At 67.8% G+C, this 14,704-nt stretch carries 14 protein-coding genes and 1 pseudogene; 14 read left to right on the top strand and 1 reads right to left on the bottom strand.

All coding sequences use genetic code 11. The annotated features are described in order from the left end of the window. Positions 1-10 precede the first annotated feature (10 nt). Genes DU502_RS09260 through DU502_RS09225 form a run of 8 tightly spaced genes read left to right on the top strand, consistent with a single transcriptional unit; the run spans position 11 to position 6,990 of the window. Positions 11-289: a cation:proton antiporter gene (locus DU502_RS09260; protein WP_394338919.1), complete on the top strand. Its 279-nt coding sequence runs from the start codon at positions 11-13 to the stop codon at positions 287-289. Next, a complete protein-coding gene (gene mnhG, locus DU502_RS09255) occupies positions 286-639 on the top strand; it encodes a monovalent cation/H(+) antiporter subunit G (RefSeq protein WP_121919097.1) in 354 nt (117 codons plus the stop codon). Before DU502_RS09260 ends, mnhG begins: the two co-directional genes overlap by 4 nt. After that, entirely contained in the window at positions 636-1,172 is a 537-nt protein-coding gene (locus DU502_RS09250) for a DUF4040 domain-containing protein (RefSeq protein ID WP_121919096.1), read from the top strand. The genes mnhG and DU502_RS09250 overlap by 4 nt, the downstream gene beginning before the upstream one ends. Further along, positions 1,169-1,711: an MnhB domain-containing protein gene (locus tag DU502_RS09245; protein WP_121919095.1), complete on the top strand. Its 543-nt coding sequence runs from the start codon at positions 1,169-1,171 to the stop codon at positions 1,709-1,711. The genes DU502_RS09250 and DU502_RS09245 overlap by 4 nt, the downstream gene beginning before the upstream one ends. Continuing rightward, positions 1,712-2,077: a sodium:proton antiporter gene (locus DU502_RS09240; RefSeq protein WP_121919094.1), complete on the top strand. Its 366-nt coding sequence runs from the start codon at positions 1,712-1,714 to the stop codon at positions 2,075-2,077. Beyond that, complete coding sequence (locus tag DU502_RS09235; RefSeq protein WP_121919093.1) at positions 2,070-3,563, top strand: proton-conducting transporter transmembrane domain-containing protein; 1,494 nt, start codon at positions 2,070-2,072, stop codon at positions 3,561-3,563. Before DU502_RS09240 ends, DU502_RS09235 begins: the two co-directional genes overlap by 8 nt. Continuing rightward, complete coding sequence (locus DU502_RS09230; RefSeq protein ID WP_121919092.1) at positions 3,560-5,242, top strand: proton-conducting transporter transmembrane domain-containing protein; 1,683 nt, start codon at positions 3,560-3,562, stop codon at positions 5,240-5,242. The genes DU502_RS09235 and DU502_RS09230 overlap by 4 nt, the downstream gene beginning before the upstream one ends. Then, positions 5,242-6,990 (top strand): Na(+)/H(+) antiporter subunit D, encoded by a 1,749-nt coding sequence (locus DU502_RS09225; protein ID WP_121919091.1) that lies wholly within the window; start codon positions 5,242-5,244, stop codon positions 6,988-6,990. The genes DU502_RS09230 and DU502_RS09225 overlap by 1 nt, the downstream gene beginning before the upstream one ends. 1 nt (position 6,991) lies before the next feature. Here the strand turns inward: DU502_RS09225 and DU502_RS09220 are convergent, their stop codons facing one another. Beyond that, positions 6,992-7,423, bottom strand: a complete 432-nt coding sequence (locus DU502_RS09220) for a dual specificity protein phosphatase family protein (RefSeq protein ID WP_241966755.1) — start codon at positions 7,421-7,423, stop codon at positions 6,992-6,994. Between the two features lie 155 nt (positions 7,424-7,578). Here DU502_RS09220 and hpt point away from each other — a divergent pair, with 155 nt between their 5' ends. The 6 genes and pseudogenes from hpt to DU502_RS09190 form a co-directional block, all read left to right on the top strand. Beyond that, positions 7,579-8,145: a hypoxanthine/guanine phosphoribosyltransferase gene (hpt, locus tag DU502_RS09215; protein ID WP_121919090.1), complete on the top strand. Its 567-nt coding sequence runs from the start codon at positions 7,579-7,581 to the stop codon at positions 8,143-8,145. Positions 8,146-8,221: 76 nt separating this feature from the next. Then, positions 8,222-10,084 carry an ABC transporter substrate-binding protein gene (locus DU502_RS09210; RefSeq protein WP_121919089.1) on the top strand — a complete coding sequence of 621 codons (1,863 nt, stop codon included), beginning with the start codon at positions 8,222-8,224 and terminating at the stop codon, positions 10,082-10,084. A 100-nt stretch (positions 10,085-10,184) separates the two neighbouring features. Further along, a complete protein-coding gene (locus DU502_RS09205; protein WP_121919088.1) occupies positions 10,185-11,153 on the top strand; it encodes an ABC transporter permease in 969 nt (322 codons plus the stop codon). Then, a complete protein-coding gene (locus tag DU502_RS09200; protein WP_121919087.1) occupies positions 11,153-12,316 on the top strand; it encodes an ABC transporter permease in 1,164 nt (387 codons plus the stop codon). Before DU502_RS09205 ends, DU502_RS09200 begins: the two co-directional genes overlap by 1 nt. Continuing rightward, positions 12,313-13,383, top strand: a complete 1,071-nt coding sequence (locus DU502_RS09195; protein WP_121919086.1) for an ABC transporter ATP-binding protein — start codon at positions 12,313-12,315, stop codon at positions 13,381-13,383. Before DU502_RS09200 ends, DU502_RS09195 begins: the two co-directional genes overlap by 4 nt. Beyond that, positions 13,380-14,591: pseudogene (locus tag DU502_RS09190) on the top strand (ABC transporter ATP-binding protein); the annotation flags it as partial. The gene DU502_RS09195 and the pseudogene DU502_RS09190, both read left to right, overlap by 4 nt. Between the last annotated feature and the right edge of the window lie 113 nt (positions 14,592-14,704).

Genomic DNA, 14,704 nt, shown 5'->3' with positions numbered 1-14,704 from the left:
GGACGTGACCATCTCGCCGACGCTATCGACCATCTTCCTCACCGCCGCGGGCGCCTTCGCCCTCTTCGCGGTCGCCCTCCTCTACCGGGTGGTGCGCGGCCCGACCACGCAGGACCGCATCGTCGCCATCAACGTCGTCGGGACGAACACGGTCATCGTCATCGCGCTGGTGAGTGTCGCCTTCGGCGAGTACGGCTACCTCGACGTGGCGCTCGTCTACGCCCTGCTCAACTTCGTCATGAGCATCGCCGTCTCGAAGTTCACGGTCGAGTGGGGTGGGGTCATATGACGCCGCTGGAGATTCTGGCAGCCGCCTTCGTCGCCGTCGGGACGTTCTTCGGCTTCGTCGCCACCGTGGGCATCATCCGCCTGCCCGACCTCTACTCGCGCCTGCACGCGGCGTCGAAAAGCGACACGCTCGGCTCCGTGCTGTCGCTCGCCGGCATCGCCGTCGTCTTCGGGATCACCACCGAGTCGATGAAACTCGTGTTCCTGCTCGTCTTCCTGTTCGTGACGAGTCCGACCGCCGCCCACGCCATCGCCCGGGCGGCGAAAGAGCAGGAGGTCGAACCCGCCGGCGAGAACGCGTGGCTCGACGAGAACGACGCCGAGAGCGAGGGCGAAGGGGGGGAGCGATGAGTTCGTCGCTGCTCGTCGCGGGCGTCCTCCTGTTCATGCTGGGGAGCGCCCTCGCCGCCGCCGTCCTTCAGGACGTAGTCGGGAGCATCGTCGCCTTCGCCGGCTACAGCTTCGGCGTCGCCGTCCTCTGGGCGTTCCTCCGCGCGCCCGACGTGGCGCTCACCGAGGCGGCCGTCGGCGCCGGCATCACCACCGTCCTCTTCCTGCTCACCATCGCTCGCACGACCGTCTCCCGGTCCGACCGGTTCGAGAGGATCAGCCTCCGCTCCGGCCTAGCCGTCGTCGCCATCGTCGTCACGGTCGGCGCGACGGTGCCGGCGCTTCCCCCCGTCGGCGCCGCCGGCACCCCCGTCCTCGACGGCGCAGTGAGCCAGTACTACCTCGACAACGCGTACGAACAGACCGGCGTGACCAACGTCGTGACAGCTGTCCTCGTCGGCTACCGTGGGTTCGACACGCTCGGCGAGGCGGCCGTCGTCTTCGCGGCCGGCGTGGCGATGTTGCTCGTCCTCCGGCGGGAGGCGTTCCTATGAGCGAGCGTGATCGCGGCACCGAACCGGCCGCGGAGGGCGAGGAGGGAGAGCTCTCCCGCCCCGCGACCGAACGTCCGCCGTACGTCGAGAGCACGATCATCATGACGACGGTCCGGGTGATCGCCCCCTTCGTCCTCACGCTCGGTGCGTTCGTGATGCTCCACGGCGCGAGTTCCGCCGGCGGCGGGTTCCAGGGCGGCGTCATCGCCGCGACGACCGTCGTCATGCTCGGCTTCGCGTTCGGTATCGAACCCATTGCGGCCCACCTGCGAAACGAACACCTCGCCCTCCTCGTCCTCGTCGGGCTGGGAACGTTCCTCAGCATCGGACTGGGGGGTTACCTCGTCGGAGAGAACTTCCTGCAGGTCTCCGCATACGAGACGCTAGTCCACCATGGTAGCAAGTACAGCATCGAACTGGTCGAAGTCGGTATCGGCCTCGTCGTCTCCGGCGTCATCTCCGGCCTCTTCTTCCTGCTGGGGACGGGGCTCGACACCGCCCGCGACGCGACCGAACCCGGCACGGAGGAGGATCGCTGAATGATCGAATTGCTCACCACGAAGTACACGTACCTCGTCGTGGTCGCGCTCCTCGCCATCGGCGCGTACGTCATGATCGAGAGCGACAACTTCGTGAAGAAGATCATCGGCCTGAACATCTTCCAGACGGGTATCTTCGTGTTCTTCATCTCCGCGGCCTTCCGCACGGGCGGCCGGTCGCCGGTCGTCCAGTCCGGCGGTGGCGGCGGTCCCTTCGTCTCTCCCCTGCCGCACGTGCTGATCCTGACCGCCATCGTCGTCGGCGTGAGTCTGACCGCCGTGGCGCTCGGCCTCGTCGTCCGCATCTACGAGAGCTACGGCACCATCAACGAGGACACGCTGGAGGAGGTGCTGGCGAATGAGTGACACGCTCGTTCCCCTCCTCGTCGCGGTTCCCCTCCTCGGTGCGCTCCTCACCGTCGCGTCGGGGCTAGTGACCGAGCGGGGCCCACCGGCCGTCGCCGCGGGTGTCCTCACCGTCCAGACGGCCCTCGCGGCGTGGATCGGCTCCCGCGCGATCGCCGACGGCCCGCTGTCGAACGAGGTGGGCGGTTTCGTCGCCCCCTACGGGATCGAACTCGTCGTCGACGGCCTGTCGGCGGTCGTGGTCGTCCTCGTCGCCGCCGTCTCGCTCGTCGTCCTCGTCTACACCGTCCGCGACGACCCCGGTGGCGCCGCGTTCTACACCGAATATCTCCTCCTCGTGACGGGGCTGTCGGGCATGAGCGTCACTGGCGACGTGTTCAACCTGTACGTCTTCCTCGAAATCTCGGGGCTGGCGACGTACGCGCTCGTCGCCAGCGCCGGTGACGGCCGGTCGGCCGTCGCGGCGCTCAAGTACCTCCTGTTCGGCACCGTCGCCGCCTCGCTGTATCTGCTCGGCGTCGGCTACGCGCTGGTGGCGACGGGGACGCTCAACATGGCCGACCTCTCGGTGGAACTCGCGCAGGCGGGCTACGACTCGCCGCTCGTCCTCGCCTCCTTCGGGTTCATCGTCGTCGGCCTCGCCACCAAGACGGCGCTGTTCCCCTTGCACACGTGGCAACCAGACGCCTACAACGACGCGCCGGACAGCGTGAGCGCGCTCATCGCCGCCCTCGTCTCCACCGTGGCGGCCTACGCCCTCCTGCGCATCCTGTACACCGTCTACACGCCCGCCTTCTTCGAGGCCGTGCCCGTCGCCCGGGACGCCCTCGTCGTCTTCGCGTGCGTGAGCATCGTCGTCGGGAGCGTCCTCGCCGTCGCGCAGTCGGAGGTCAAGCGGATGCTCGCCTACTCCTCCGTCTCGCAGTACGGCCTCGTGGTGGTGGGGCTGGCCATCGGCACCCCTGCCGCCGTCTTCGGCGCCATCGTCCACCTCGTCGGCCACGCGATCATGAAGGGTGGGCTGTTCGTCGCTGCCGGCACTATCGACGACCTGACCGGTGCGACGACGGCCGAGGAGTACGCCGGCCTCGCGGGCCGATTCCCCGTCCTCGGGGGGGCGAGCGCCGCCCTCATGCTCGCCATGGTGGGCGTCCCGCCTGCCGTCGGCTTCGCCGGCAAGTGGTACATCGCGCTCGGCGCCGTCCGGGCAGGGACGTGGCCCGTCGCCGTCGTCATCTTCGCGTCGACGCTCCTGACGCTCGCGTACTTCGCCATCCTCGTCGAACGGATGTTCGTCGCGCCGGCCTCGGCGAGCATGCAGGCCGCGACCGACGGCGGGTCGGAGCGTCTCGGCGGACCGGCGACGCCGCCGCGTGGCGTCCTCGCGCTGATCATCGGCGCCGCCGTCGTCGCCCTCATTCTCGGCCTCGCCGTGACCGACCTGCAGACCGCACTTCAGCCGACCATCGATAGCCTCCTCTCATGACCGACATCGCCTCACTCAGACCGGCTCTGGCCGTCGCCATCGCGGCGGTGGCCGTCGTACCGATCCTCGCCTCCGGCCGCCGGCCAAACGTCCGCGAGGGGTGGACCGTCATCGCGGCGGCGAGCGCCTTCGCCCTCGTCGCCAGCATGCTCCCCGCCGCCATCGGCGGGACGACCTACGTCTCCCACCTCGGGACGCTCGTCGCCGGCGTCGAACTCTCGCTGCAGGCCGACCCGCTCGGCCTCCTCTTTGCCACCGTCGCCAGTCTCCTGTGGCTCATCACGAGTTTCTACAGCATCGGCTACATGCGCGGCCTCTCCGAACACGCCCAGACCCGCTACTTCGCGTCCTTCGCCGCGAGCGTCGCCGCCGCCCTCGGCGTCGCCATGGCCTCCAACCTCGTCACCCTCTTCGTCTTCTACGAACTGCTGACGGTGGCGACGTACCCGCTCGTCACCCACGACGAGACGGCGGAAGCGCGGGCCGCCGGCCGAAAATACTTGGCCTACACCTTCGGCGGCGGCGTCGCCGTCCTCGCGGGTACGGTCATGGTCGCCACGATGGCCGGCACGACGGCGTTCACCGCGGGCGGTATCGCCGGCCTCGCGAACGCCGATCCGGTCCTCGCACGGGCGGCGTTCGTCCTCCTGATCGGTGGCTTCGGCGTGAAGGCGGCGCTCATGCCCCTCCACTCGTGGCTGCCCGACGCGATGGTGGCGCCGACGCCCGTCTCCGGCCTGCTCCACGCCGTCGCCGTCGTCAAGAGCGGGGTGTTCGGCATCGCGCGCGTCGTCCTCGACGTGTACGGCGTCGACCTCACCGGCTCGCTCGGGATGGGCCTCCCCCTCGCCGTCGTCGCCGCCGCCACCCTCCTGATCGCTAGCGTCATCGCGCTCCGGCAGAACAACCTCAAGCGCCGGCTGGCGTACTCGACGGTGAGTCAGCTCTCTTACATCGTCCTCGGCATCGCCGTCCTCGACCCGCAGTCCATCGTCGGCGGCCTCCTCCACATCCCCGCCCACGCGTTCATGAAGCTCACCCTCTTCTTCACCGCCGGCGCCATCCACGTCGAGACCCACACCGACGACATCAGCGAGATGGCGGGCATCGGGAAACGGATGCCGCTGACGATGCTCGCCTTCGGCGTCGCCGCCGCGGGCATGGCCGGCATCCCCCTCGTCGCCGGCTTCGTCAGCAAGTGGTACCTCCTGATCGGTAGCGTGAGCGCCGGCCAGAGCATCTTCGCCGTCGTCCTCCTGCTCTCGGGCGTCCTCAACATCGCGTACTTCTGGCCCGTCTTCTATCAGGCCTTCTTCGAGAGCGAGGACGCCACGGACGCCAAGCCGCTGATCGAGTTCCCGCTCGGCGGTGAGGAGCGGTCGATCCGGCCGGAGGCGGCGGCGCCGGAGCCCGATCCGGTGACGGATGGTGGACACGAACACGACGACGGCGGTCCCGAGGATGCCCCCCACGGCGGCCACGAGAGCCACCACGGCGGCCCGCCCGCCGACGGCTGGGAACGCCGTGGCTGGCGCGGCGGCGAGAGCACGTGGTTCATGCTCGGACCCATCCTCGCGGCGATGACGGGCGCCGTCGTCCTCGGCGTGATTCCGCGAACCGCCGTCTTCCTCCGCCTGATCGAGGTCATCGTCGCCGCGGCGACGGGGGTGGGCGTCTGATGGCTTCGGCGCTCACGGCGATTCCGCCCGTCGTCGTCGTCCTCGCCGCCGCCCTCGCGACCGGGCTGGCCGGCGACCGTCGTCGCCTCGGCCACCTGCTGGCCGGCCTCACGACCGGCCTCGTCACCGTCTGGGTGTGGGTCGTCCCGGCCGGCACCCACCTCACCGGGCAACTGTTCGGCTTCGACGCCGTCTTCTTCGCCGTCGACCCCTTCTCGCGGGTCGTCGGCCTCGTCTTCGCCTTCATCGCCACCGCCGCAATCGTCTACTCGTGGGCGACGGGCGCGAAATGTAAACAGACCGCGTACGCGCTCACCTACGTCGGTTCCAGCCTCGGCGCCGTCTTCGCCGGCGACTGGCTGACCATGGTCGTCTGGTGGGAGCTGATGGCGGTCACCAGCACGATTCTCGTCTGGGACTACGGCGGGAAGGCCGTCCGGGCGGGCTTCCGCTACGCCATCCTGCACGGCATCGGCGGCAGTCTCGTCCTCGCGGCCATCGCGTGGCACTACGTCGAGGTCGGCTCGTTCCTCTTCACCGCCGCCGACGGCATGGTCGGGACGGTGCCGCAGGTGCTCGCCGCGGTGGGGATTGGCGTCAACGTCGGCTTCATCGGCCTGCACGCGTGGCTCCCCGACACCTATCCGCGCCCCCACATCGCCGCCAGCGTCTTCCTCTGTGTCTACACGACCAAGACTGGCGTCTACGCCATGTACCGCGCGTTCCCCGAGGGCCACCTCATGATCGCGTACATGGGCGGGGCGATGGCCGTCTTCGGCGCCGCCGCCGCCCTCCTCCAGAACGACATGCGCCGCCTGCTCTCCTATCACATCCAGTCGCAGGTCGGCTACATGGTCGCGGGGGTGGGCATCGGGAGCGCGCTGGCGCAGGCGGGCGCGTTCGGCCACGTCTTCAACCACATCCTCTACAAGAGCCTGCTGTTCATGACGGCGGGAGCGGTCATCTACCGCACCGGCGAGGAGAATTTGAAGTACCTCGGCGGCCTCGCGCGGAAGATGCCCGTCACCGCCGCGGCCTTCACCATCGCCGCGCTCTCCATCGCCGGCTTCCCCGGGTTCAACGGCTTCGTCAGCAAGGGCATCGTCATCTCCGCCAGCCACTACACGTTCGTGAAAGGGCCGCTCGTCGTCGGCGAGTTCTACACGCTGGAGTTGCTGCTCCTCGTCGGCGGCGTCGGAACCTTCCTCTCGTTCATCAAGTTCGGCTACTACGCCTTCCTCCACGGGCCGTACGAGGGTGACCCCGTGACGCCGGCGCCGCGGACACAGCAGGTCGCGATGGTCGTCGTCGCAACGCTGTGTGTGTTCTACGGCGTCTTCGACGGGGCGCTGTTCAGTCTGCTCCCGTTCGACGTGACCGACGAAACCGTCGTCGCCCACGTCTACCACACCTACACCGTGCCCCACGTGATCGAGGGGGTCGCGCTGGCGGTGATCGGACTGGTCGGCTTCGCGATACTGAAGAAACCGCTGTCGAAGGTGGGGCGCGTGCCCGACGTCGACGCCGCGTACAACCCGCTGGCCTTCTACGGGACGCGGGCGGTCGTCCACGGCGTGACCGAGACGTACGCCGCGGTGGACCGGGTCGCCGTCGCCGCGGCCGACCGCGCTGCCGACGTGCGCGCCGATCCGACGATGCTCTCGCGGTACCGCGCCAACATCGGCGGGAGCATCTTCATCCTGATGGTCGTTCTCGGCGGTGTGCTGGCGTGGTTGGGCATCGTGTGAGCTATCGCCGGTCGACGTAGACGCTCGCGGCCCGCCGAACGAGCGCGTCGTGGGGGTCGACGGCGTCCCGGGCCGCCGCGACCCGCCGAAACGCATCGTCGAGACCGATCCCTTCGGATAGCGCGAGCGCCGTCGCGGCGACTGCTGGACTCCGAGACGCGCCCGCCGAACAGTGGACGAGGACGCCGTAGTCGTCGAGTCGTGACGTGACCGCGGTCACTGCCCGGCCGAACGCCGCCAGATCGTTCCGTGGCCCGTCAACCATCGGCACGTCGACGACGGTCACCCCGTCGGGATACCCGCCGTCCGGGTCGCCGTATGTCAGCGAGACGATGACACCGACGCCGCGACGACGTAGGCGCTCCCCGTCGCCAGCGTCGGCGACCGTTCCGATGAACAATCCACTCGCGACTTCGTCCACGTCACCGTTCACCTCCCGGAGTCACGTGTGCCGCACGGATCATCAATGCTCGTCAGACGGGGGCAGACGTGTGGTGGTCGCCCCGTTCGCCGGTCGTCGCCGTCCCTTCGTAGAGGTGGTGAAACCGGGATCGCCACCTTTTATTCTCGACGGTCGGTACGGTCGACATGGACCAGTTGCGGCAATCCCTCCTCGACGCGCCGATCATCGAGAAAGGGGATTACGAGTATTTCGTCCACCCCGTCAGCGACGGGGTACCGATGCTCCGTCCCGAACTCTTGCGCGAAATCGTCATCAAGATCATCCGCAAGGCGGATCTGGAGGATATCGACAAGATCGTCACGCCGGCGGCGATGGGGATCCACATCTCCACCGCCGTCTCGCTGATGACCGACATCCCCCTCGTCGTCATCCGGAAGCGCCAGTACGGTCTGGAGGGAGAGGTGTCCTTGGCCGCCCAGACCGGCTACTCCGAGAGCGAGATGTACATCAACGACGTGGAGGCGGGCGACCGAGTGCTCGTCCTCGACGACGTGCTGTCGACGGGCGGGACGATGAAGGCAATTCTCGACGCCCTCGAACACATCGGCGCGGAAGTGATCGACGTGGTCGCGGTGATCAAGAAGGCCGGCCCGAACGAACTCGACGACGCGGGCTACAGCGTCAAGACGCTGATCAACGTCACCGTCGAGGACGGCGAAGTCATCATCACCGACCCACACGGCGACGGCTAACCGCCGAACGCCGACGATGTCGGGCGGTTCTGGGGTGACCGATGGGTATTAGTGTACACCACCGTTTTGAAAAGGTATGCCGTCTGGTAACGACCGCCGAAGCGACTCGGGCACGGCGGGTCGTCGGGGACGACGGAGACGACGCGACGTACTGAAACTCATCGGCGCGACGGGGGTCGCCGGACTCGCTGGCTGTTCGGGGAACGGAGGAAACGACGGTGGTGGCGAGAGCAGCGACCGGAGCGTCCAGGGGACGTACGTCTCGGCGTCCAGCGTCGACGCGCAGTCGCTCAACTGGCTGACTATCGCCGACGCCACCTCGGGATCGTACGTCACGGCAACGCTCGACGGAGCGTGGGCGATCAAGCCCGAGCGGGAGATTTTCCCGCTGTGGGCCGACTACTCGACCGACGACGGTCGCGTCTACGAAATCGAACTCCGGGAGAATCTGGAGTGGGGCGCGGGCTACGGACAGATGACCGCCGAGGACTGGGTCTACATGATCACGAACGTCTTCCAGGCCCGTCCCAACTGGAGCGGGTACCCCAACGCCGACTCGTGGTTCCGGATGAACCCCGAGTCGAGCGAACGGGAACCGATTCCGGTCGAGCAGACGGGCACCCGGACGTTCGAGATCCGGCTGTTCGAGGTGGACCCCTCGTTCCCGTTCAAGCCCGTCCTCTGGCGCCAGCAGTGCATTCCCAAAGGTATTCTGGAGAAGTACGTCCCGGATCAGGACACCGAAGGACTCCAGCAGGACGAAGAACTCAACACGCTGGCCTATACGGGGAATCTGGGCCCGTACACGTACGAGCAGTGGGAGCGCTCCGCGCGCTACACCGTCACCCGAAACGAGGACTACTACCTCAAGGACGTGGAGGGCGTGCCCGAACGGTTCACGGAAGCACCCTATTTCGACCAGCAAGTGGTTCGGGTCATCAGCGAAGAGAGCACGCGTCTCGGTGCGCTGGAGTCGGGCGAGGTGGATTCGGCAGGCATCCCGCCGGACAAGGCCAACCGCTTCGAAAACCTGCCGAACGTCAACGTCAACGTTACCCCCCAGCCGTACGCCCGCATCATCGTCTACAACATGCGAGCGAACGGGTGGGAGCCGTTCCGGTCGAAGGCGGTCCGCCGGGCGCTGGCGTTCGCCGTCAACAAAGAGACGGTGGTGCAGAACATCCTGCGCGGCTACGGGCAGGTCTCCCAGACGATGCAGCCGAAGTGGTCGCAGTGGTACGTCGACAGCGAAGTCGAGGAGTTCGGCGTCGGCGACCGCTACGGACCGGAGGCGACCCGCTCCCGCCTCGAATCCGCGCTCTCGGACACCGAATACGCGTACGACGGCGAGACGCTCGTCGACGGCTCTGGCGAACAGGTGACCCTCTCCATCTACTACGACTCCGGGCAGCCGACGGAGGGCACCATCGCGGAGTTCATCGCACAGGAGTTCGGCGAGAACGCGGGTATCGACGTCCAACCGGAGGCCGTCTCCTCGTCGACGTTCCAGAGCAACTACGTCCAGACGTCGGCGCCGGAGGGGACGGAACCCGAGTGGACCGCCGGCGTGTTCAACGGTGGGCCGCGCGACGTGGCCACCAGCGCCGAGCCGTGGGATATGTCGATAAACCTTCAGTTCAACACCTACCCCTTCACGCCCGCCTCCAGCAAGGGCTTCTTCGAGCGGCAGGGCGGCATCAACTACTACGGCTACTACCCCGACTCGGATATCGCGGAACTGTACGAGCAGGCGTCGGCGACGACGGACGAAACGCGCCGGCAGGAACTGTTCGGTCGCGCGTTCGGCCTCATCAGCGAGGAACAGCCCTTCGGCTTCCTCGCCATGCCGTCCAGCGTGAGCGGCTACGCCGACAACGTCCGTGGCTACGACGAAGAGTTCAACACCGGGTGGGACTCCCAGACATGGTACTTCGCGTGAGCAGGGGCGGCCGCAGGTGTCGGCCCAGACGGTCGACGCGCGCCGGTGCGTCCGGGGCGGCACACGCAGCCGGTCGAGGGGGTCGATTCCGGCAGTGAGCATGCGCTGGTACGTGGTTCGGCGGGTCGTGTGGGCCGTCGTCGCCACGTTTCTCATCCTCTCGATCACCTGGGGACTGCTCGCCATCACGCCGAATCCGGCGGCCGAGCAGATGCAGTTCCAGGCGGCAGCCAGCGGCGGGTCCGCGGAAGCCGCCGAGGAGGCGTTCGAGGCCCGACGCGGCCTCGACCGCTCGCCGTGGGTCCGCTACCGCGAGTACATGGTCAACATGGCGACGCTCAACTGGGGGTGGTCACAGACTCGCTCCCAACCCGTCATCGACGCCATCGCCAGCGCCCTGCCGTACACGGCTATCTACTCCGTGCCGACGACCATCCTCTCCATCCTCGTCGGCCTCTCTATCGGCCTCTACTCGGCCACCCACCAGTACACGCGCACCGACTACGCCGCCACCTTCTTCGCCTTCTTCGGCTACGCCATCCCAAACTTCTGGTTCGGCATCATCCTCCTCCTCGTCTTCGGCGTGCAACTCGGCTGGTTCCCGGTCGTCTTCGACTCCGACCTGCCCTTCTTCAGTCTCGGGATGGCGCGCCAACTCGTCCTGCCCGTCATCGTCCTCGTGACGGGCACCATCGCGGGCATCATGCGCTACTCGCGGGCGGAGGCGCTGGAGTACGTCGAAGCCGAATTCGTCAAGACGGCCAAATCGAAGGGCGCGGACGGCTACCGTATCCTCACCCGACACATCCTGCGCCCGGCCGCAGTGCCGCTGATGACCATCCTCGTCGGCGACATCCTCGGCATCTTCCTCGCGGCCTCCTATCTCGTCGAGGTGGTGTTCGGCATCCCCGGCCTCGGCCAACTGTCGTACAACGCCATCATCGCCCAGGACACGTCGCTGGTGTTGGGGACGACGCTCATCTTCACGTTCATCTCGGTGATCGGCAACCTGATACAGGACGTGGCGTACACCGTCCTCGACCCGCGGATCGACTACGGTGATCGCTGATGGCGGGGCAAGACACCTTCGAGACGGTCGACTGGGACGAGACGGGGAGCCGACTGTCGACGCTCTCCCGGCGCGACCGAGGCGCGCTCCTGACCGGACTCGCCCTCGTCGTCGTCTTCCTGTACGACTACCTCGTCCTGCCGGAGAACCGGCCGACGATCACGTTCCCCGTCGAGTGGAACGTCACGCAACTCGACTGGCTGTTCGTGGCGACGCTCCTCGCACTCGTCTTCTACGTCGCCGTGCCGCTCTACGACAACCGTCGGCTGACCGCCTACTACTGGCGAGAGTTCCGCAAGAACCGGATGGCCGTCCTGAGCCTGGTGTATCTGATCGTCGTCTTCCTGATCGGCGTCGTCGGCCCGCTGTTCCTCGACAAGCCGACGCTCGCGCTCGATCAGGCGTACCAGCCACCGATCTACCTCGGCGTCGACTCGACGGTGCCCGTCAACTGCGTCGGCGAGGTGGTGAACGGTCGCTGTCAGGGAACGATGGCCCACCCGCTCGGCACCACCGGCGACGGGAAGGACATCCTCGTCCTCGTCATCTACGGGATGCAGGTGAGCATGAAGGTGGGCCTCATCTCCACTCTGCTGGTGGTGACCATCGGGACGGCCGTCGGCACCGTCGCGGCCTACGGCGGCGGCCTCGTCGACGAACTCCTGATGCGCTACGTCGACATCCAACTGGTCTTTCCCGCCTTCTTCCTCTATCTCCTGCTCACCTACCTCTTCGGTGGGAGCCTGTTCATGTTCATCCTCATCTTCGGGCTGACGGGGTGGGGGTCTATCGCTCGCCTCGTCCGCTCCGAAGCCCTCCAGCGCGCGGAGGAGGAGTACATCACTGCCGCCCGGAGCGCCGGCGCGGGCACGCTCTACGTGATCCGTCGCCACCTCGTCCCCAACGTCTCGAACAGCGTGATCACGGCCGCAACCCTCCTCATTCCGGGATTCATCCTCTTCGAGGCCTCCCTCTCATTCCTCTCGCTCGGCGATCCGACCGTCCCCTCGTGGGGGCAGGTGATCGCCAACGGGCGGAGCGACCTCTCGACGGCGTGGTGGGTCTCCACCTTCCCCGGCGTGTTCCTCTTCACGACCATCCTCGCGTTCAACTTCATGGGTGATGCGCTCCGTGACGCATTGGACCCGCGACAGGAGACATGACCGAACCACTACTCTCGATCCGCGACTTACGCACCGTCTTCCACACCGACGAGGGCCTCGTCCGCGCCGTCGACGGCGTGAGTTTCGACGTGGACCGCGGCGAGACAGTCTGTCTCGTCGGCGAGTCTGGCAGCGGCAAGACCGTCACCGGCGAGTCGATCACCCGGCTCATCCGGATGCCACCCGGCGAGATTGCGGGGGGTGAGATCGTCTTCGACGGGCGCGATCTGACGACGCTCTCCGAGGACGAACTCCGTGCCCTCCGGGGCGACCGCATCGCGCACGTCTTCCAGAACCCGCAGGGGGCGCTCAACCCGGTCTACACCGTCGGCTGGCAGATCGTGGAAGCGATCCAACTGCATCAGGACGTGTCGCGGTCGGAGGCACGGTCGCGCGGGATCGACCTGCTGGATCGGGTCGGCATCCCCGAAGCCACCCGTCGGTTCGACGACTACCCACACGAGTTCTCCGGCGGCATGAAACAGCGCGTGTCGCTGGCGATGGCGCTCGCCACCAACCCCGATCTACTGATCGCGGACGAACCCACCACCGCGCTCGACGTGACGATCCAGAACCAGATTCTCGACCTCCTCCGCGAGTTACAGGCGGAGTTCGACATGAGCATCCTGCTCATCACCCACGACCTCGGCGTCGTCGCGGAGGTGGCCGACCGCGTCGTCGTGATGTACGCGGGCAAGGTGATGGAGCGTGGCGACGTCTTCGACCTGTTCGAACGCCCCTCGCACCCCTACACGCGCGCGCTCCTCGACTGTCTGCCCGGTCGGGGCGACGGCGGTGCCTCCTCCATCGGCGGCAAACTCCCGTCACCGACCGACCCGCCCGACGGCTGTCGGTTCCATCCCCGGTGTGAGTACGCCGTCGACGCCTGCCGAGAGGGTGATCAGCCGCCCGCCTGCGCCGTCGACGGCGACGAGGACCACGTCGTCTCGTGTGTCCACTACGAACCCGGCGGCGACCCGTCGATCGTGCGGGACGAGGAGGCGATGCCCGCCGACGGCGGGCGCGCCCTCGACGGCGATGGTCGAGAGCGGGGTGACCGGCCATGACCCGACCCCTGCTCGACGTGGAGGGGCTGACGAAACATTACCCAGTCACGGAGGGCGTCCTCCGCAACGAGGTGGGGCGGGTCCGCGCCGTCGACGGCATCAGCTTCACCGTCGACCGTGGTGAGACGCTCGGCCTCGTCGGCGAGTCCGGGTGTGGCAAGTCGACGGCGGCGACGACGACGCTGCGACTGGAGGAACCGACCGACGGCCACGTCGTCTTCGACGGCGAGGACGTGACCGCGTACGACGACCGGGCGCTGAAACGCTTCCGCCGGCGCGCCCAGATGGTGTTTCAGGACCCCACGTCGAGTTTCGATCCACGCATGAGCATCGGCGAGTCGGTGGCCGAACCCCTCCGGGTCCACGGGATGCGCGACCGGGAGCGCCGGCGGCGCATCGTCGGCGACCTGCTGGAGCGGGTGGGGTTAGACGCCGCCGATATGGACCGCTACCCCCACGAGTTCTCCGGGGGGCAGAAACAGCGGATCGGACTGGCGCGCGCGCTCGTCATCAACCCCGACCTCGTCGTCGCGGACGAACCCGTGAGCGCGCTGGACGTGAGCGTGCAGGCGGACATTCTGGACCTGATCGACCGCCTCCAGCAGGAGTTCGGCCTCGCCATCGTCGTCATCAGTCACGACATGGGTGTCGTCCGCGAGGTGTGTGATCGGGTCGCGGTCATGTACCTCGGCGAAATCGTCGAAACGGCGCCCACGGAGAAGCTGTTCGAGGACCCACAACACCCCTACACGCGGGCGCTACTGGGGTCGACGCCGGTGGCCGATCCGCGGCGACGGGGACAGGGGACGAAACTCACCGGCGACGTGCCGAGTCCGTCCGACCCGCCGCCGGGCTGTCGGTTCCACACCCGCTGTCCCGAGGTGATCCCGGACGAGGACTACGACCTCGACGCCGAGACGTGGCGGGCAGTGTTGAACCTCCGTCTGCGGGCGGCGTCACAGGGGATCGACATCGAGGCCGTCCGCGTCTACGCCGCCGCTGGCGACGACCCCGAGGCCGCCGATCCCGAGGCGGTGCGCGCCGAGATCCGCGAGGAGTTCGACCTACCGCCCACCCTGCCCGATCCGCGGGCCGAGGAGGCGCTGTCGGGCGCGCTGGACCGACTCGTCGCCGGCGACGCCGACGGCGCAGCCGAGCGATTGGGAGAGGCCTTCCCCACCGTTTGCCGGCGCGAACGGCCCGGTCTCGTCCCCGACGGGACCGACCTCTCGGCGGACGAGTGGGCGGCGATCAAAGAGTTCCGGGTGTGGATCGCGACGCTCGTCGACGCCGACCGCGAGGTGGTGACCGACCGCCTTGA

The sequence above is a fragment of the Haloplanus aerogenes genome (assembly GCF_003856835.1).
GTDB classification, from domain to species: Archaea; Halobacteriota; Halobacteria; order Halobacteriales; family Haloferacaceae; genus Haloplanus; species Haloplanus aerogenes.
The sequence above is the reverse complement of the archived record's forward strand: the minus strand, read 5'-3'. Positions and strand labels throughout refer to the sequence as shown.

Excerpts from the sequence above, each read along its gene's own strand:
- DU502_RS09250 (WP_121919096.1), top strand. The coding sequence starts at position 636 with ATGAGTTCGTCGCTGCTCGTCGCGGGCGTCCTCCTGTTCATGCTGGGG.
- DU502_RS09205 (WP_121919088.1), top strand. The coding sequence starts at position 10,185 with ATGCGCTGGTACGTGGTTCGGCGGGTCGTGTGGGCCGTCGTCGCCACG.
- DU502_RS09195 (WP_121919086.1), top strand. The coding sequence starts at position 12,313 with ATGACCGAACCACTACTCTCGATCCGCGACTTACGCACCGTCTTCCAC.
- DU502_RS09235 (WP_121919093.1), top strand. The coding sequence starts at position 2,070 with ATGAGTGACACGCTCGTTCCCCTCCTCGTCGCGGTTCCCCTCCTCGGT.
- DU502_RS09240 (WP_121919094.1), top strand. The coding sequence starts at position 1,712 with ATGATCGAATTGCTCACCACGAAGTACACGTACCTCGTCGTGGTCGCG.
- DU502_RS09210 (WP_121919089.1), top strand. The coding sequence starts at position 8,222 with ATGCCGTCTGGTAACGACCGCCGAAGCGACTCGGGCACGGCGGGTCGT.
- mnhG (WP_121919097.1), top strand. The coding sequence starts at position 286 with ATGACGCCGCTGGAGATTCTGGCAGCCGCCTTCGTCGCCGTCGGGACG.
- DU502_RS09200 (WP_121919087.1), top strand. The coding sequence starts at position 11,153 with ATGGCGGGGCAAGACACCTTCGAGACGGTCGACTGGGACGAGACGGGG.
- DU502_RS09245 (WP_121919095.1), top strand. The coding sequence starts at position 1,169 with ATGAGCGAGCGTGATCGCGGCACCGAACCGGCCGCGGAGGGCGAGGAG.
- hpt (WP_121919090.1), top strand. The coding sequence starts at position 7,579 with ATGGACCAGTTGCGGCAATCCCTCCTCGACGCGCCGATCATCGAGAAA.
- DU502_RS09225 (WP_121919091.1), top strand. The coding sequence starts at position 5,242 with ATGGCTTCGGCGCTCACGGCGATTCCGCCCGTCGTCGTCGTCCTCGCC.
- DU502_RS09230 (WP_121919092.1), top strand. The coding sequence starts at position 3,560 with ATGACCGACATCGCCTCACTCAGACCGGCTCTGGCCGTCGCCATCGCG.